The following is a 17660-nucleotide window of genomic DNA, read 5'->3' as shown; positions in this document are numbered from 1 at the left end:
CCCACCAGAGGAAGTCTCGGTGAAACCCGGCCGGACCAGCTCGCATCCCGCTCATCGAGATTGTGTCGGCGACCACATCGAGGCGGGCATACCGTCCGGGCGTGACAGTCCCGAACCAGACCTATACGCGCCTTCTCTCCCCCGGCACCATCGGGCCGATCACCCTGGACAACCGCGTAGTGATGCCCGCCATGGACATGAACCTCTGCGAGGACGGGGAGATCGAGCAGGGCGACATCGATCATTTCGTCGCCCGCGCGGCCGGAGGCACCGGGCTGATCATCACCGGATGCTGCGCGGTCGCCTATCCGGCGGGATGCGCCAGCACGAAGGAACCCGGCCTGTCCGAGGACCGGTTCGTCCCCGGTCTCCGTGCGCTGGCCGACGCCGTCCACGAGGCCGGCAGCAAGCTGTGCGTGCAGATGGTGCATCACGGCAAGGTCGCTCGTATCGACACCCTGCAGGGCCGTCCGCAACTGGTACCGAGCATCCCGAAGCCGCCGAGCGACATGAGCGCGATGGCGGACTGCACCCCCGAGGAGCTGCAGCGCATGGCTGCGATCCAGGGCGGCAAACAGGCCACCTACAACGAAGCCACCGAAACCGACATCCAGTGGCTGATCCGCATGTTCGCCGAGGCAGCGGGCCGGGTCGCTGCCGCCGGAGCGGACGCCGTCGAGATCCACGCCGCCCACAACTACGTGCTCGGCGCCTTCCTCAGCCGCTACACGAACCGGCGCACCGACGAGTACGGCGGGTCGCTGGAGAACCGGGCCCGGCTGACCTGCGAGGTGATCCGCGCGGTCAAGGACCGGGTCGGCGACCGCCTCGCCGTCATCGTGCGCCTGGCAGGGCAAGAATACGGCGAAACGGACGGCCTGACCGTCGAGGAATCCGCCGCTGCCGCAGTGCTGTTCGAGCAGGCCGGCGCCGACGCCCTCCACGTCACGGGCACCGCGCTCAACGCGTTCGCGAATTTCACCGACGGCCCGTTGCCGGACAAGGTCGGCTTCTACACCTCCGACGCCGCGGTCATCAAGCGCGCGGTGTCCATCCCCGTCATCACCGTCGGCCGCATGCTGCCGGAAGTCGGCGAGCGGATGATCGCCGAGGGCGTCACGGACTTCGTCGCGATGGGCCGTCAGTTGCTGGCCGATCCCGCGCTCGTCGCCAAGCTGAAAGAGGGGCGCAGCGAACAGATCCGCCCGTGCATCAACTGCTACGTATGCGTGCAGGAGAACTTCTGGGACGCCACGCCCATCTGCGCGGTCAACCCGGCTCTGGGCAACGAGACGCTCGTGCCGTTCGTCCGCACTGCGGCGCCGAAGCACGTCGTCGTGGTCGGTGCCGGTCCGGGCGGGCTCGAGACTGCGCGGGTCGCCACCGAGCGCGGGCACCGCGTCACCGTCGTGGACAAGAGCGACCGGATCGGCGGGACTCTGTGGTTCTCGACCCTCACCACCCCCGACAACGAACGGTTGCTGAAGTGGCTCACAGCCGAGGTCACCCGCCTCGGCATCGATGTGCGACTCGGCACCGAGGCCACCGCCGCATCGATCCGTGCCCTGGATCCGGACGTCGTGGTCGTCGCGACGGGCGCGGTGCGGGAGCGTCCCACCGTGCCGGGCGGGGACCTGCCGCACGTGCACACCGGCGACAGTATGCGTGCGCTCATGACGGGCGCGGGCGACGTCTCCGGCCAGTCGCCTGTGCTGCGGGTGATGGGCCGGTTGGGCAAGCTCGCGGGTATCACCACGAGCCCTCGGAGGATCCGCGATCTGAGCCGACGGTTCCTGCGTTTCCTGCCGATGGCGAGGGACGTCGTCGTGATCGGCGGGTCGCTCGTCGGCCTCGAACTGGCCGAGTTCATGGCCGAGCGCGGCAGCCGGGTGACCCTGCTCGCCGAGGGGCAACAGCTCGGGGTGCCGATGGCGATGCCGCGCCGGTGGACTGCCGTCAAGCACGCGCGCGAGGTGGGTCTCGAGGTCCATCGCAACACGACCGTTCGGCGCATCACGCGGAAGACGGTGGAGTTCACGGTCGGTGGGGAGACGAAGTCGGTGCGCGCCCGGATGGTCGTCGTCGCGTCCGGGGTGTCGGCGGCGGCACCGCTCGCCGACGAGCTGGCCGGCTCGGGCATCGACGTCCGCGTCGTCGGGGACGCGGGTCGGGTCGACTACATCGAGGGCGCCGTCCACAGTGCCTGGAAGGTGGCAACCGACCTGTGAAGCTGCAGGTGGCAACCGACCTGTGAAGCGGCAGGTTGCGACCGAGCTGTGAAAGCAGCGGGTGGCGGCCGGCTCGTGCACTCACGAACCGGCCGCCACCCGTCGGATCAGGCCTCCCGGTCGCCCGGCGCCACGAACCTGTCGCGGTGCACGGCCTCCTCGAGCGGGCGACCCTTCCGCCAGCCGAACCGTTCGAGGTCGGGGATTTCCTGCAGCCGCGTGACCGGGCCGACGCACAGCCACGCGATGGGACGCACAGGTGCGCTCACTCCGACGAAGTCGGCGAGGAAGTCCTCCTCGTAGAACGACACCCATCCCACGCCGAGCCCCTCGGCGGTCGCGGCGAGCCACAGGTTCTGGATCGCCAGCACGGCCGAGAACAGGCCGGATTCGTCGATGGTGTGGCGGCCGAGGATGTGCTTGCCGCCGCGTTCGGGGTCGTAGGTGACGACGACACCGGTCCCCGATTCGACGATGCCTTCGATCTTGATGGGGTCGAAGGTGCTCTTCCGGTCCTCGGGGAGCGAGTCGGCGAACGCCTGTCGGCAACCGGCGACGTGCTCGGCGAACTCCTTCAGCCGCTGTTCGTCCTGCACGACGACGAAGTCCCAGGGCTGGGTGTTGCCGACACTGGGTGCGTGGTGGGCGGCCCGCAGGATGCGCATCAGCGTCTCCTCGTCGAGCCGTTCCCCGCTGAATTCTGCACGGACGTCGCGACGCATGCGGATGATGTCGTACAGCGCGTCCCGCGCTTCTGTGCCGAACATGTCAGGCCGGCAGGATCTCTTCGAGGGCGTCGAGGATCTCGGGCGCATCCGGTTCCGTGCGGGGACGGAAGCGCGCGGCGACCGTGCCGTCGGGAGCGATGAGGAACTTCTCGAAGTTCCACTGGATGTCGCCGGCCTCGCCGGAGGCGTCCGGGTGCTTGGTGAGCTCGGCGTAGAGCGGATGCCGGTTCTCGCCGTTGACCTCGATCTTCTCGAGCAGCGGGAAGGTCACGCCGTAGGTGGCGGAGCAGAACTCCTGGATCTCCTCCGGTGTGCCGGGTTCCTGACCCATGAACTGATTGCACGGCACGCCCACGACGAACAGTCCGCGGTCGCGGTATTCCTGCGCGAGCTTCTCGAGCGCCGTGTACTGCGGGGTCAGGCCGCACTTGGACGCGACGTTCACGACGAGAACCGCGTGGCCCTCGTACGCGCCGAGATTCGTGGGTTCACCCGAGAGGGTGTTGATCGGGATGTCCTGGAGAGGCGTGGTCATGCTTCCAAACTATCGTGTGCCCGATCACTCCCCCGAACATCGGCGTGCTACATCTTCTCGCCCGGCAGCTCGGCGGCCTGCCTCACCCACTTCCGGATCTTGTCCTCGTCGAGGTCCTCGAGCCGGCGGATGTCGTGATAGCGCATCTCGGGATGCTTGGACCCCTTCTCGGGCAGCGGGTCGAGCGAACTCCCCCTGAAGAAACTCAGCTGCACGTAGTTGGTGAAGCAGCGGAACGTGAGGAACCAGCTGTCGTCGGCGGTGCCGTAGAGCGGCTGGTTCCACTTCACGGCGTTGTGGACGTCGGGAACTTCCTCGCGGATCAGCTCGTCGAGGCGCCGACCGATGTCATGCTTCCATTCGGGCATCGCCGCGATGTAGGCCTCGACCGGTTCCCTGCCCATCCCCTTCGGTATCTGCGGGTTGCCACCCGACAACAGCTTGGGTCCGGTGCCCTTCTCGGACTCGCTCATGAGGTCTCCCCTCCTTGTCCCGGCACGGGAGCACCCGCCGGGAATCCTTCTGCGATGTAGGAGCTCGTAGACCGGCCGCCAGGCCTCCGAGTCGGTCTCCTGCGACGGCGGTTCGCCTGCCGGCAGGGCGTCGAACTCGTCGAGGCAGACCGTCCAGCCCGCGGCGACCATCGCGGCGGTCTCCCGGTCGCCGCGCTCCACAGGCGTTCCTGCGGATACGGGTACTCCCGCTCGAAGCGGATCGCGGGACGGCCTTCGACATCGACGAATCGAGCCCGGTTCTTCACAGCGACTCCCGAAGTTGTGCGGTTGGAGAGCGTTGCGTGGCTTCTTCCCCGAACTATGCCGCATCCCTCCGACAGCAGGGTGCGATCAGGAGACCCGGTCGAACTCGTCCTCGATGTCCCACTGCAGCTCCGAGGTGCTGTAGTCCTGTGCGAGCTCGCGCGCCCGGATGAACTGCGTGGCGATCAGTCGGGAGGTGCGCAGGACCGCCGCGGCAGCCTTCACCCTGTCGAGCCGGCCCGTCGCCGCCGAGACGCTCACCGCGGCGATCGGCCGGCCGTTGACGAGCACCGGTGAGGCGACCGCGCTCATCCCCATGCTGAATTCGTCGCACGCCCACGAATGACCGTTCTCGCGCACCTCGGCGAGCTGCGAACGCAACCGGCCCGCGTGCCGGACGGTACGGCTCGAGCACGGCTCCTGCCGGACGTGGTGGGCGACCGCCCTCTCACGGTTCTCGGTGTCGAGGAAGGCGACGAGGGCCTTGCCCGACGCGGTGCTCAGGGCCGGGGCCCGGCCTCCGACGACGGGCGTGACGATCCGGCTGCGTGAACTCGTGATCTGGTCGATGAGGATGACGTCCCACGATTCGAGGACGGACAGTCCCACCGTGGCACCGACGTGCAGGAACAGGTCACCGAGCAGGGGTGCGGCGACCTCCTTGAGCCCGGTCGGACGGCTGTGGACGAAGTGGTTGCCCAGCTCGAACATCTTGATGCCGAGACGGTACTGGTTGCCGTTGCGGATGACGTGGCCACTGGCGGTCAGCTGCCCGAGGATCCGGAAGGCCGTCGATTTCGGCAGCGAGGTGAGCTGGGCCAGTTCGGTCAGGCTCATGGTGTGCCCGGCGTCGAGGAAGGCATCGAGCAGCGAGAGCGCACGGCCGACGGCGATGCTCGGCTTGACGTTGACGGCCGATTCCTGAGGGTTTCCGGAACTCACGGTTCACTGCCTTTCACCTATGACGACGGTCACCCCCAGGTGTCGAAGTCAACCACACCCACCGGCACGGTAGGGAAGTCCCTATCGACCGTACGCGTGGGTCAGGGGTTCGAAGCCGTCCTCGTACTCCCCCTTCGCCCGCTCGACCGTCACCGTCCCGAACACCTGCGAACGAAGCACCGCAGTCGCTCCCGGACCGAGTTCGAGTGCCGGACCGGCCGACGGGAGGACGAGCATCTCCCCGACGGACACCGAGCCGAACAGCGCGATCGCTCGGCGCAGCGCCGAGACCAGGTGCAGCGAGGCGGACGGGTGCGGCCGGTGCAGAGCCGTGGCACCGCCCACCTCGATGTCGAGGAGGGTTCCGGCCGGGTCGGCACCGGACGGCACGATCCAGGTGTCGGAGACGACGACGTGCCCGGCGTGAGCGTTGTCCGCGATGCACTCGAGGACCGTCGAACCTGCGGGCTCACCGACCCGTGGGCAGGCGACGACCAGCGCTGCGTGCACGCCGTCCACTGCACCGAGGATCTCTGCGACCGTCGCGTCCGGCCGGTCGATGCGTCGTCCGACGCGCAGCGCGAGCGTCGCGGAGACCCGCGGACGGACCAGGAGCGTGTCGGGGATCCCGGTGCCGGTGGCATGCACCGCACCGCCGAAGTAGTAGCCGCCGACCGCCACCTCACCGGCCGGGGTGTCGACCACGGTCACCGCGCGGCCCGCGACCCGGCACCCTTCGTCGGTTCCGCGCCGGAAATTGGTGACGGCCACGTCCTCGGCGCCCTGCTCGGCGTAGGGGGCAAGCAGTTCGTCGGCGGCTCGGGCCGGGCGCCCGGTCAGTCCGGCATTGAACAGCATGTTCGCGACCGTGCGCAGTGCCACCTGCTTGGGCGCTTCGTCCCACGGTGCCGGGGCCGGCGAGAGTGCGGTCATGGCGACCATGGTGCAGACCACACGGGCCGCTGAGGCAATCCGGCCGTGCCACCTGACGGAACCCCGTGGCGGTTTCACGCCGTGGCACGCGATACGTGCCAGCAGGGCGTGACCGGGGCCACTCTGTCATTCATCGCCGGACACGACCCGCCCCGAGCGGCAGGTGGTCGGTCCACAGGACGCAGGCAATCAGGAGGAAAGATGGGACGGGTCCGCGCATTCGGTTACCTGGTCGCGACCGTGAGGGACATCGAAGCCTGGAAGGTCTTCGCTGCGGACGTCCACGGAATGCAGATCGTGGAGCACACCGAGGACAGGCTCAAGCTCCGCCTCGACGAGCGGTCCTGGCGCATCGACCTGCACCGCGGCGAGGTCGAGCACATCGACGCCGTCGGCTGGGAGGTCCGCGGACCCGAGGACATCGAAGCCCTCGAGAAGGCGCTGATCGACCACGGCTACTCCACCCACCGCGCGAGCGCCGAGGAGGCCGCCTACCGCCAGGTGACCGACTACCTGGCCTTCACCGACCCGGACGGCCACGGCATCGAGGTCTACTACGGCCAGCACCGGGAGTCGGCGCCGTTCGTCTCCCCGACCGGCGCGCGCTTCGTCACCGAGGGCATGGGCATCGGCCACGTGATGTTCGCGGTCAGCGAGTCGGCTCCGTTCCGCGAGCTCTACATGGACATCCTCGGCCTCGGCCTGAGCGACTACATCGACATCGGCCCGGACCCGGGTACGTTCCTGCACTGCAATCCCCGCCATCACTCGGTGGCCTTCGCCCACCGTCCCGGCTTCGGCCCGCGCCTCGGCCACCTCATGGTGCAGGTCGACAACCTCGATACGGTCGGACGCGCCTACGACCGGATCCTCGAGGGAGCCGCGCCGCTGGGCGCCACGCTCGGCAAGCACACCAACGACGAGATGATCTCGTACTACGTCAAGACGCCGTCCGGCTGGGAGATGGAGTACGGCTACGGCGGACTCGAGATCGACGAGGACACCTGGGTTCCCGGCCGGTGGAACGCCGCCCACTTCTGGGGACATCAGCGCGTCGGCTGACGGACCCCGTCGAGCCCGTCCGGTGAGGACCGGACGCCGGTGCCGAACAGTGGCACCTCGCGATGACCCCTATCCGAGAACCCGTCACACACTGCTGCTCACGACGTGATGCACGCAACATCGAGGAGGACACCGTGTCGTTGACCGACGACCAGGAGATTCACGTTCCGGGACTGCTCAGCCGCTACGTCCGGCTGCAGACGGGCGTCAAGGCCCACTACTCGACCTCGGGCGAGAGCGGTCCTGCCGTCGTTCTGCTGCACGGTGGTATCCCCGGTAGCTCCGGTTCGGCCGGATTCCGTTACATGGCACCCTTTCTCGGCGCCCACGGCTTCCGTGTCTACTGCCCCGACTTCCCCGGCTTCGGCCTGACGGAGGATCCCGGACGCTTCTACGCGTACGGGCAGGGCGGCCAGGTCGACTTCCTGCAGGACTTCGTCAACGCCGTCGCCCTCGACACCTTCTGCCTCGGCGGCAACTCGATGGGTTGCCAGAACACCGTCAATTACGTTGTCGCACACCCGGAACGGGTCGAGCGCTTCGCGGTGATCGCCGGCATGATCGGCGACCTGGTCACCCGTGACGAGATGCGCGCGGTGGACAACCGGGCCAAGAACGGACCGCTGCCCGGCAGCGGCGGCACCTACGACGGTTCCGAGACGATGATGCGCGCGATGATCGAGTCGATGGTCGTCGACCCGTCCGGCGTCACCGACGAACTGGTCACCATGCGCACCGCCGCCGCGAACCGCAACCAGGAGTACTACGACGCCAACATGGGCCGGGTCCTGCGCCCGACCGACCCCGACGAGCTGCTCCGCCTCACCACCACGGGCCGGCTCGACCGGATCTCCATCCCGGGCATCGCGATGTTCGGCGACAAGGACGTGCTCTACGCCGTGGAGGCCGCCCACCTGCAGGAGGACGCACTGCCGAAGGTGCAGTTCTTCTACCCGGAGAACACCGGCCATCAGGGCCAGACCGACCGTCCCGAGCTGCACAACCAGGTCTTCCTCGAGTTCTTCCGCGACGGCAAGGTCTCCTGGGAGACCGCGCAGGCCGCCGGCATCTCGACCCGCCGCGCCCCCCGTCCCGATCTGGTCGACGTGCCCGCCGACGCCCTGTCCGCACGCTGACCCCGATACCTCTTTGCCCACTCTCGTACCAAGGAGCACCCCGATGACCACCTACGCCGAACCCCCCGTCACCACCACCGGTCTCTCCCTCGTCGAGCGCGCCAGGCAGATCGCCCCGATCGTCGCCGAGTACGCCGTCCAGAACGATCAGCAGCGCACGGTGGCCCCCGAGGCCGTGGAGGCGATGATCGACTGCGGCCTGACCCGGGCACTGCAGCCCGCGCGGTACGGCGGCGAGGAGGCCCACCCGGCCGACTTCGTCGAGGCGGTCATCGAGGTGTCGAAGTCCTGCACCTCGACCGGCTGGGTCCTCATGCTGCTCGGTGTCCACAGCTGGGAGGTCTCGCACATGACCGAACAGCTCCAGGACGAGCTGTTCCTCGACGATCCGACCACGCTGCTCTCCTCGTCCTACGCGCCGCACGGCAAGGCGACGCCGGTCGAGGGCGGCTACATCCTCGACGGTTCGTGGAAGTCCTCCTCGGGCATCACGCACGCCCAGTGGGTGATCCTCGGCGCGTCGGTCGAGGTCGACGGCAAGCCGATCATGCACAACTTCGTCGTGCCGCTGTCCGAGGCCGAGATCATCGACGACTGGTTCGTGCTCGGCATGCGCGGCACCGGTTCGCGCTCGGTCGCGCTGAAGAACGTCTTCGTGCCGGCGCACCGCGTGCTCGACCGCCAGATCCTGCTCGCTCAGGCAGGTCCCGGCCTGAAGCAGAACGTCAACCCGCTCTACCGGATCCCGCAGGGCTACCTCTACAACCTCGTCGCCGGTGCGCCCGCCCTCGGTGCCGCCTGGGCCTTCTACGACGAGTACGTCGCCCAGCTGAAGAAGTTCACCCGCCGCTTCGACAACCAGAAGCTCAGCGAGGACCGCGTGGAGCTGCTGCGCATGAACGACGTGCGTGTGCGCCTGTCCGATCAGCAGGAGACCGCTCTGCGGTGGCTGCGCAAGGGCTTCGAGCAGGCCGAGAACTTCGAGATCCCCGGCGATCTCGAGGCCGCCCGCGGCATCTACGACATGGCGCGCACCGCCGAGGCCGCACTGAACGTCCCGCAGCAGCTCATGCCGTCGATGTCGGCCAGTGTCGTGCACGAGGCCAACCCGCTCTCGCGCATCTACCGCGACCTGATCGTGGCCCGCCAGCACTTCACCCAGAACACCGACTTCGCCGCCGCGACCGCGGCGAACCTCGAGATGGGCAATCCGGCGGCCGCAGCCTTCCTGCTCAGCGACGAGGACCGCGCCGGCGCCCGCGAGCGCTCCGCCCGCCTCTACAGCTGATCAACGGTCGGGAGGCGCGGCCGGAACCCGGTCGCGCCTCCTCGTCATTCCGGTCCCGTACCGGAGGAAAGGACGCGCACACCATGTTCGAAGCGCTGCGGCACCGCGGCTTCGTGGTCTTCCTGACCGGCGCCTTCCTCACCAACACCGGTGGGTGGTTCCAATCGCTGGCCGTTCCGTTCGTGCTCTTCCAGATCACGGGTTCGGCCGCGTGGGTCGGTCTCGCCACCGCGGCGCAGTTCGTTCCGATCATGGTGCTCGGCCCCTACGCGGGTGCGCTCGCCGACCGGGTCGACCGGCGGTTGCTCGTGTTGTGGATGCAGCTGATGCGTTCCCTGGTGGCCCTGGCCATCTGCGTGTGCTGGCTCGCCGAATGGCACTCGCCGTGGCTGTTGCTCGGCCTCGCTGCGCTCACCGGCATCGGGCAGGGCGTGTCGATGCCGAGCTGGCAGGCACTGACCAACGACTACGCGCCGCGCGCTTCGCTCGCCTCCGCCGCGTCGCTGAACACGATCCAGTTCAACCTCGCGCGATCGTTCGGACCCGCAGTGGCCGGTGTCGTCCTGTACTGGTGGGGACCGGCGGTCGCATTCGCGGTCACCTTCGTCATGGTGCTCTCCGTCGTCGTGGCGCTGATCGTCGCGAAACCCGTCAACGCCCCCGCCCCCGCCGCTCGGGGCAGCAGGAAGAGCGGGCGCTTCGTCGAAGGACTGCGCTACACCCGATCCACCCCGGGGGTGCTCACCGCGGTGACCGTCGTCCTCGTAACGGGCACTCTGGGGATGCCGATCTTCCAGCACGTGATCACGTTCTCCGAGGATGTCTTCGACAGCGGTGAGCTGGGTCTGGCCGCCCTCAACCTGGGACTCGGCATCGGCACCATGGCCGGCATCCCGCTGCTGGGAGGCGCCCTGCGCCGCGTCGGCCGGTCGACCGTCGCCCTCGTCGCCTTCATCGGCTTCGGAATCACGCTGGCACTCTTCGCCATCGCCCCGACGACGGTCACGGCCACCGCCGCCACCGTCGGCGTGGGCGTCTTCTTCCTCCTCTCCCTCACCATCGGGCAGAGCACCGTGCAGGTGCTCGTCGCCGACCACATCCGGGGACGGGTGCTGTCGGTCAGCGTGATGGTCTACACCGGTTCGGTGGCCCTCGGCGCTGCTCTGCAGGGCGCGGCCGCCGACCTGATCGGCCTGCGGTCCACCGTCGGGCTCGCCGCGCTGCTGCTGGTCGTCGCGGCGGTGGTCCTGCGTTTCGGACCGCGCGGCCTGCGACTGTCCCGTCTCGACGATCCCGCCGAGATCGTCCCCGTTCCGTCCACGCCGGTCCCCGAAAGGACGCCGGTCGCCGAAAGGACTACGTCAGATGTCTGAAGCAACCACGCTCGCCGACCTTCCGGTCGCCGCGCCGATCGACCCCCAGCACATGCGGCACGTCCTGGGCAGCTACCCCACCGGCGTCGCCATCGTCACCGGACGCGCAGCCGACGGCACGCCGCTCGGCATGGTGGTCGGGACGTTCAACTCGGTGTCGATGGACCCACCGTTGGTGTCGTTCATGCCGATGAAGTCGTCGTACACCTTCGCCGCACTGCGCGAGTCGCGTACCTTCTGCGTCAACATCATGGCCGCCGACCAGGAACACGTGTGCGGGGCGTTCATGCGGGGGGAGAACAAGTTCGAGGGGGTCGACTGGCGCGAGTCCCCCACCGGTGCACCGATTCTCGAGGGTACGACGGCGTGGATCGAATGTGAGTGGTCGGACGTGCTCGACGCCGGTGACCACTACTTCGTCCTCGGCGCGGTGCGGGAACTGGCGACCGAGCGGAACTGCCTGCCGCTGTTGTTCTTCCAGCGGGGCTACGGCCGGTTCACGCCGGGATCGTTGATGGCCTCGGACTACCGCTCCCTCGCCGCCGCCATCCGCACGGCGGAGTGCGGACGTCAGGAAATGGAGCTCCTCGCCACCGAACTCGGCGTGGAGGTCAGCCTACTCGCCCCGCTCGGTGACGAATTCGCTTTCGTGGCAACGGCGAGCGCCGACGGCGCAAGTCACTCGACGATGCCCGGCACCCGTCTGCCGTTCGTCCCGCCGCTCGGTTCCCTCATGGTCGGCCACCGCGGCGCCCCGTCGAGCGAGGACTGGCTCGACCGCGTGCCGCGCCGGTCGCCGGAGATCCGCGAGGCGGCGGAGCTCCAGCTGCAACGCGTCCAGGAACGCGGATGGTCGGTGACCCTCTCGGGCGAGGTCGACACCCACACGCTCGACGAACTCGTCGATGCCTTCAGCACGCCGGACCGTACGCCGGAGCACGAACAGAGACTCATCGACGCCCTGCAGCGGATGTCCGCGCACCACGAGCCGGCGGAGATCGATCCCGTGGCGACGTACACGCCGCTCCAGCTCTCCGTGCCCGTCCACGACCCGGAGGGTAATGTCGTCATGGTCCTGCGCTTGTCGAGGCTTCCCGAGAGCACTTCGGGCGCAGACATACTCGATTACATCCATCGAATCGAGCAGTCGGCGGCGGTCGTCGAGATCGCCCTGCGGCAGCCGACGGGGATCCCGTTGCGGCACACCGGCCGACGATGCCACCCAGTGGCACCGGTGACTGTGATCACAACGGACCCCCACTGCACTATGTGACTGCCGCCACCTGGCGTGGTGTCGTCTCAGCTCGGAGCTTCGCTCCTCGAGCGCGACCAAAGTGAAGGAACCTAACGATGGATGTGTTGGCTGACATCAGGGCGTCGAAGATGACTCCCCTGCAGATCCGTGCGATCGCCATAGCACTCGCATTGATCATTCTCGACGGATTCGAGATCGCGGTGATGTCGTTCGCCGCGAAGCCGATGTCGGACGAATGGGGCGTCAGCTCCGGCACCCTCGGGATCGTTCTCAGCGGCAGCCTCTTCGGCATGGCCGCCGGCGCGATCCTGTTCAGCCCGTTCGGTGACCGCTACGGGCGTCGCACGCTGACCATCGTGTCGATGAGCATGGTCGTGGTGGGCATGGTGCTCGCGGTGATCAGCCCCAACGTCGCCACGATGATCGTCGCCCGTGTGATCACCGGGCTCGGTATCGGTGCCATGTCGCAGCTCAACGCGTACGTCTCCGAGTTCGCCTCGGAGAAGCGCCGCGGCACCGTCGTCGGCATCTATGCCACCGGCTTCCCCATCGGTGCCGCTCTCGCCGGTGTCGTGGCCGGCCTGTTCGATCCCGCCGACTGGAAGAACCTGTTCGTCGTCGGCACCGTGCTGAGCGTGGTGTTGCTCGTCCTCGCGTGGGCCGCACTGCCCGAATCGATCGACTTCCTCGTCGCACGCCGTCCGAAGAACGCCCTCGAACGCATCAACTCGATGCTCGGCAAGATGGGGCATCCGGCGCTGAAGGAACTGCCCGAGCAGACCCCCGCAGACCGTCACAACGCCCGGCTCGGCGCCATCTTCACCGGCACCACCGGCATCAAGACGCTCGCCCTGTGGCTCGCCTACGCCTGCCTGATGGCCGCCTACTACTTCGCGAACTCGTGGATCCCCAAGCTGGTCGCCGAATCCACCGGCGACGTGCAGAGCGGCACCACGGTCGGCACCGTCCTCAACCTCGGCGGCATCATCGGCAGCCTCCTGTTCGCGGCCGCCGCGTTCCGGTGGATCCCCCGCAACATCCTCATGACCACCCTCGGTCTCGGCGCCATCGGTTACGCCGTCTACGGCGCGGCCTTCGGAGTCGGATGGCTCGCGATCACCCTCGGCATCTTCCTCGGCATCGTCGCGGTCGGCTCGGTCGCCGGCTTCTACGCCGTGGGCCCGACGGTCTACCCCGCCTCGCTGCGCGGCACCGGTGTCGGCTGGATGGTCGGCGTCGGCCGCCTGGTCTCCATCGTCTCCCCGATCGGCACCGGTTTCCTGCTCGAGAGCGGCTGGACCGCGGGCAACCTCTTCTACCTGATGGCGGTCCCGCTGGCGGTCGGCACGATCTGCATCGTCACCCTGGGCCGGATCCAGCAACGTGAGGAGTCCGCGAGCGACGGGCCCGTCGCTGCGCCGAACGATCTGGTCTCCAAGTAAGGATCCCCCACGAGTGAGCGGGGCCGTCGGCATGCGCCGCGGCACCGCTCGCTCGCAGAGACATCAGGAGATCCTCCACCATGAATCTCGCACGCACCCTGGCGTCCCATGCCGTCGAAGCGACCCCGGATGCCGCCTTCGAGTCTCCGCACGATCGGTACCTTCTCGATCGGGTCGTGGACACGCTGGGCTGCATGATCGCCGGCACACGAGTCGATTCGACCCGCCGGGCCGCAGCACTCGTCACCCGGAACTCCGCACCCGGCCGGTCCTCCGTCGCGCTCGAGGAAGGAAAGGTCGGGCCTGCCTCGGCGGCCTACGCCAATGCACTTCTTGCCCGGGCCTACGACTTCGGCCCCCTGACCCCCTTCGACGGGGCGTCACCGATCTGGTCCCATATCTCGGAGACGACCGTACCCGTGGCCGTCGCCCTGGCCGAGGACTGCGGCGCTTCGGCACGGACGATGCTCGAAGCCCTCATCGTGGCCGACGACGTGGCAGCACGGATCAGCAGAGCACTCGAATTCGTCCCCGGGACCGGATGGGACAACCCCGGGCTCATCAACCGGTTCGCCTCGGCCGTCGTCGCCGCGCGGCTGTGGAACCTGAGTGCGGACGAACTGGTGCGAGCATGGGGACTGGTGCTCCAGCAGGTGTCGGGAACCTTCCAGGCCATCGACGAGCACAGTGATGCGTTCACCTTCGTGCAAGGACTCGCCGCGCGCGACGGTATCGAGGCCGCCGATCTGGTCCGGCACGGTTATGCAGGTGGCGACGGTGCGCTGGACGGCCGCTTCGGCCTGTTCCGCACATACGGCACAGGACTCCCCGACGAGTCCTCGGTGACGGCCGGTCTCGGTGAGGTGTACTTCGGGGACCGGATCGTCAAGCCTTATCCGGGTTGTCGATTCACACACGGTCCGATCGACGTCGCCAGGAATCTCCGCGAGGTCGCCGATCCGGGCACCGTTCGGGAGATCACCCTCACCGTCCATCCGCACCACATCGGCTCGCCCCTGGACCTCCCGGTGGAGGACGCGGAGGTGTCCCGGCCGGCGGCCCTGTTCGGCTTCCAGTTCCAGACTGCGAACGCATTGGTGCGAGGACGACCGGTGCCCGCCCACTTCGACGACCCGTTCCGCAACGACCCGGAGGTTCTCCGGCTCGCGCACCTCGTCCGTCTCCGACCTGCAGCCGAGTCATCGTTCCCCTTGACCGCGGCGCATCTCGAGATACGGGCGGACGACGGACGGACCCACGCGGACCGTATCGACCATCCGTGGGGTGACCCTCGTGGCGTGCCCGCCGGCCGCGCCGACGTCGACGCCAAGTTCGTGGCGAACTTGCGACATGCAGGTCTCGGGGACTCCGCCGACGCCTCGCTGTCCCGAGTGCGCGCGATCCTGGCCTCGAATGATCGAATCGACCTGTCCGCACTGTTCGGGCCCGGCGCCCCGTAACGCCTTCCAGTCCCTCGAGGAGAAACCCATGCGCATCGCCAACCTCGACAACCGTGCCGTCCTCGTCGTCGGTGACTCCGGCAACGAGCAGGCCGTCGACATCGCTACCGCCTCCGGCGGCCGGTTCGGACCCGAGCTCGCCTCGATCTACGAGTCGTGGGACGAGGTGCGGGCGTGGGCGGCGGACGCAGACGTCACCGACAACGCTTCGATCGATCGTGCCCGGCTCGGCGCCCCCTCCCCTGCGCCCCGCCAAGTCTTCGCGGTCGGGTTGAACTACGACGACCACGCCGCCGAATCGGGCTTCGAGGCCCCCACACATCTGCCCCCGGTGTTCACCAAGTACGTCTCGGCGTTCACCGGCCCCGACTCCGAGGTCACGATTCCGGACGGCGGCAACGTCGACTGGGAGATCGAACTCGTCGCCGTCATCGGTCGGGAGGCACGCGACGTCGACGCAGCAGACGCCTGGTCGTACGTCGCGGGCCTGACGGCGGGGCAGGACATCTCCGAACGCGTCGCCCAGATGCGCGGACCGGCGCCCCAGTTCGGTCTCGCCAAGTCGTATCCCGGCTTCGCTCCGCAGGGTCCGTGGCTCGTCACCCCCGACGAGTTCGCCGACCCGGACGATCTGGAACTGGGATGCGCGATCGACGGCGAGGAGGTCCAGAAGGGCCGCACGCGGGAGATGATCTTCTCCGTCCCCGCGCTGGTCGCCGAGCTGTCGCGCAACGTCACCCTGTACCCGGGCGACGTGATCTTCACCGGCACACCCGCCGGTGTGGGCATGGGCCGCGACCCGCAGCGCTACCTGCGCGCCGGTGAGCGACTCGACAGCTGGATCGAAGGCATCGGCGAACTGCACCAGCGTTTCGTCGCCGCCGGCGCGTAGATCTGCTGTCGCCGCCGGCTCCTGGTTGCTACAGAAATGGCTGTCCGCTACGGAAATTTTCCGTAGCGGACAGCCATTGTCGTAGCGGATGCCGGATCAGACGGAGACCTTCTCCAGCGTCGCCGGTTCGCGCTCGGGAGCGGGCTCGTGATCGTCGATCATCATGCTCTCGTCGAACGGCAACCGTCCGCTGAGCACCTCGTCGACGCGTTCACGGTCCACCGACCGGGTCCAGGTGCCGATGAGCAGGGTCGCGATGGCATTGCCGGAGAAGTTGGTGACGGCTCGCGCCTCGGACATGAACCGGTCGACACCGACGATCAGGCCGACGCCGTCGAGCAGGTCGGGACGGTGGCTCTGCAGACCACCGGCCAGCGTCGCCAGACCTGCACCGGTGACCCCGGCCGCACCCTTCGAGGCAACGATCATGAACAGCAGGAGCGAGAGCTGCTCGCCCATGTTCAGCGGGCTGCCCATCGCGTCGGAGACGAACAGAGCGGCCATCGTCAGGTAGATCGCGGTGCCGTCCAGGTTGAACGAGTAGCCGGTGGGCACGACCACGCCGACGGTGGTGCGCTGGACACCGAGGTGCTCCATCTTGGCGATCAGGCGCGGCAGCGCGGACTCCGACGACGACGTCGCGAAGATGAGCAGATACTCGCGGGCGAGGTACTTCACGAGCTTGAACACCGAGACACCGGCGACGGCCCGCAGCAGCGATCCGAGGACGCCGAAGACGAACACGGCGCACGTGAGGTAGAAGGCGATCATCAGCACACCGAGCTGCAGGACCGCGCTCAGTCCGGTCTGACCGACGACGTTGGCGATGGCGCCGAACGCACCGATCGGGGCGAGCCACAGGATCATCGTCAGGATGCGGAAGACGAGCTTCTGCAGATGGGCGATACCGCGGAGGATCGGTTCACCCGACTTGCCGATGCCCTGGATCGCGAAGCCGACGAGCAGCGCCACGAACAGGGTCTGCAGGACACTGCCTGCGGTCAGCGCGGAGAGCAGGGAGGTCGGGATGATCGACGCGATGAAGTCGACGGTGCCGCCGGCCGCGTGCGCCTTCTCGGCGAGTTCGGCACCCGAACCGGCGTTGGCCGGGTCGAGGGTCAGGCCCGAGCCCGGGTCGAGCAGGTTGCCCACACCGAGGCCGATCGCGAGTGCCACGGTCGACATGCCCACGAAGTAGATCAGCGCGAGTCCGCCGATCCGGCCGACACTCGCCGCGGCCCGGACCGACCCGATGCCGAGCACGATGGTGCAGAAGATCACCGGGCTGATCATCATCTTGATCAGGTCGACGAACATGGTGCCGAGGACACCGAGCGACTTGCCCGTCTCCGGGGCCAGCCATCCGACGGCGATACCGGCGACGACAGCGATGATGACGCCGATGTACAGCCAGTGGGTACGGTCGCGGCGTTTCTCGCCACGCACTGTTGTGGTGCTCATGGGGTGCCCTTCGATCATGCGCGGGCTCGTCGCGCGATGTTCACGGATAACGGGATGCGGTGACGCACCGGCGAGGACTCGGGAATCGACCGTGGTTCGGTCGGGTACTACGGGACCCTGGTAGGGCCTTTCCGCGCCCGGGCGGTGACCGGCATCACGTCCACACA

Annotated in this window: 15 protein-coding genes; 9 read left to right on the top strand and 6 right to left on the bottom strand. The window is 68.2% G+C overall.

Going from position 1 to position 17660, the window contains the following annotated elements:
• The first annotated feature begins 101 nt into the window (after positions 1-101).
• Positions 102-2228, top strand: coding sequence for an oxidoreductase (locus C6Y44_RS03705; protein ID WP_159416696.1), 2127 nt, complete (start codon positions 102-104; stop codon positions 2226-2228).
• Positions 2229-2335: 107 nt separating this feature from the next.
• Here C6Y44_RS03705 and bluB read toward each other — a convergent pair whose 3' ends face one another.
• The 5 genes from bluB to C6Y44_RS03680 all read right to left on the bottom strand — a co-directional run bounded on the left by bluB (position 2336) and on the right by C6Y44_RS03680 (position 6124).
• Positions 2336-2995: a 5,6-dimethylbenzimidazole synthase gene (gene bluB / locus C6Y44_RS03700; RefSeq protein ID WP_159416697.1), complete on the bottom strand. Its 660-nt coding sequence runs from the start codon at positions 2993-2995 to the stop codon at positions 2336-2338.
• 1 nt (position 2996) lies between these two features.
• Positions 2997-3491: a glutathione peroxidase gene (locus tag C6Y44_RS03695; protein WP_016695454.1), complete on the bottom strand. Its 495-nt coding sequence runs from the start codon at positions 3489-3491 to the stop codon at positions 2997-2999.
• A gap of 47 nt (positions 3492-3538) precedes the next feature.
• The gene (locus C6Y44_RS03690) at positions 3539-4165 is read right to left on the bottom strand and encodes a DUF1801 domain-containing protein (RefSeq protein ID WP_225623721.1); all 627 of its coding nucleotides are present in this window, start codon (positions 4163-4165) and stop codon (positions 3539-3541) included.
• A gap of 171 nt (positions 4166-4336) precedes the next feature.
• On the bottom strand, positions 4337-5191 hold the full coding sequence (locus tag C6Y44_RS03685) for an IclR family transcriptional regulator (RefSeq protein ID WP_159416698.1): 855 nt from the start codon (positions 5189-5191) through the stop codon (positions 4337-4339).
• Between the two features lie 81 nt (positions 5192-5272).
• Positions 5273-6124, bottom strand: a complete 852-nt coding sequence (locus C6Y44_RS03680; RefSeq protein ID WP_159416699.1) for a hypothetical protein — start codon at positions 6122-6124, stop codon at positions 5273-5275.
• Between the two features lie 201 nt (positions 6125-6325).
• Here C6Y44_RS03680 and C6Y44_RS03675 point away from each other — a divergent pair, with 201 nt between their 5' ends.
• The 8 genes from C6Y44_RS03675 (at position 6326) to C6Y44_RS03640 (ending at position 16032) form a co-directional block, all read left to right on the top strand.
• The gene (locus C6Y44_RS03675; protein ID WP_159416700.1) at positions 6326-7186 is read left to right on the top strand and encodes a VOC family protein; all 861 of its coding nucleotides are present in this window, start codon (positions 6326-6328) and stop codon (positions 7184-7186) included.
• 134 nt (positions 7187-7320) lie between these two features.
• Positions 7321-8322, top strand: a complete 1002-nt coding sequence (locus C6Y44_RS03670) for an alpha/beta fold hydrolase (protein ID WP_120281446.1) — start codon at positions 7321-7323, stop codon at positions 8320-8322.
• A 43-nt stretch (positions 8323-8365) separates the two neighbouring features.
• Positions 8366-9610, top strand: a complete 1245-nt coding sequence (locus tag C6Y44_RS03665; RefSeq protein ID WP_159416701.1) for an acyl-CoA dehydrogenase family protein — start codon at positions 8366-8368, stop codon at positions 9608-9610.
• A gap of 83 nt (positions 9611-9693) precedes the next feature.
• Complete coding sequence (locus C6Y44_RS03660; protein WP_192378630.1) at positions 9694-10983, top strand: MFS transporter; 1290 nt, start codon at positions 9694-9696, stop codon at positions 10981-10983.
• Positions 10976-12256 carry a flavin reductase family protein gene (locus tag C6Y44_RS03655; RefSeq protein WP_159416703.1) on the top strand — a complete coding sequence of 427 codons (1281 nt, stop codon included), beginning with the start codon at positions 10976-10978 and terminating at the stop codon, positions 12254-12256. The genes C6Y44_RS03660 and C6Y44_RS03655 overlap by 8 nt, the downstream gene beginning before the upstream one ends.
• A 77-nt stretch (positions 12257-12333) precedes the next feature.
• A complete protein-coding gene (locus C6Y44_RS03650) occupies positions 12334-13680 on the top strand; it encodes an MFS transporter (protein ID WP_225623720.1) in 1347 nt (448 codons plus the stop codon).
• Between the two features lie 80 nt (positions 13681-13760).
• Entirely contained in the window at positions 13761-15140 is a 1380-nt protein-coding gene (locus C6Y44_RS03645; RefSeq protein ID WP_159416704.1) for an MmgE/PrpD family protein, read from the top strand.
• 28 nt (positions 15141-15168) lie between these two features.
• Positions 15169-16032: a fumarylacetoacetate hydrolase family protein gene (locus C6Y44_RS03640; protein ID WP_120281440.1), complete on the top strand. Its 864-nt coding sequence runs from the start codon at positions 15169-15171 to the stop codon at positions 16030-16032.
• A gap of 96 nt (positions 16033-16128) precedes the next feature.
• On the opposite strand, the gene C6Y44_RS03635 is transcribed toward C6Y44_RS03640, so the two are convergent.
• Complete coding sequence (locus C6Y44_RS03635; protein WP_120283942.1) at positions 16129-17493, bottom strand: cation:dicarboxylate symporter family transporter; 1365 nt, start codon at positions 17491-17493, stop codon at positions 16129-16131.
• Positions 17494-17660 lie beyond the last annotated feature (167 nt).

This window comes from Rhodococcus rhodochrous (genome assembly GCF_014854695.1).
Lineage (GTDB): Bacteria > Actinomycetota > Actinomycetes > Mycobacteriales > Mycobacteriaceae > Rhodococcus.
The sequence above is the reverse complement of the archived record's forward strand: the minus strand, read 5'-3'. Positions and strand labels throughout refer to the sequence as shown.

Excerpts from the sequence above, each read along its gene's own strand:
- bluB (WP_159416697.1), bottom strand. The coding sequence starts at position 2,995 with ATGTTCGGCACAGAAGCGCGGGACGCGCTGTACGACATCATCCGCATG.
- C6Y44_RS03695 (WP_016695454.1), bottom strand. The coding sequence starts at position 3,491 with ATGACCACGCCTCTCCAGGACATCCCGATCAACACCCTCTCGGGTGAA.
- C6Y44_RS03680 (WP_159416699.1), bottom strand. The coding sequence starts at position 6,124 with ATGACCGCACTCTCGCCGGCCCCGGCACCGTGGGACGAAGCGCCCAAG.
- C6Y44_RS03675 (WP_159416700.1), top strand. The coding sequence starts at position 6,326 with ATGGGACGGGTCCGCGCATTCGGTTACCTGGTCGCGACCGTGAGGGAC.
- C6Y44_RS03665 (WP_159416701.1), top strand. The coding sequence starts at position 8,366 with ATGACCACCTACGCCGAACCCCCCGTCACCACCACCGGTCTCTCCCTC.
- C6Y44_RS03660 (WP_192378630.1), top strand. The coding sequence starts at position 9,694 with ATGTTCGAAGCGCTGCGGCACCGCGGCTTCGTGGTCTTCCTGACCGGC.
- C6Y44_RS03655 (WP_159416703.1), top strand. The coding sequence starts at position 10,976 with ATGTCTGAAGCAACCACGCTCGCCGACCTTCCGGTCGCCGCGCCGATC.
- C6Y44_RS03650 (WP_225623720.1), top strand. The coding sequence starts at position 12,334 with ATGGATGTGTTGGCTGACATCAGGGCGTCGAAGATGACTCCCCTGCAG.
- C6Y44_RS03645 (WP_159416704.1), top strand. The coding sequence starts at position 13,761 with ATGAATCTCGCACGCACCCTGGCGTCCCATGCCGTCGAAGCGACCCCG.
- C6Y44_RS03640 (WP_120281440.1), top strand. The coding sequence starts at position 15,169 with ATGCGCATCGCCAACCTCGACAACCGTGCCGTCCTCGTCGTCGGTGAC.
- C6Y44_RS03635 (WP_120283942.1), bottom strand. The coding sequence starts at position 17,493 with ATGAGCACCACAACAGTGCGTGGCGAGAAACGCCGCGACCGTACCCAC.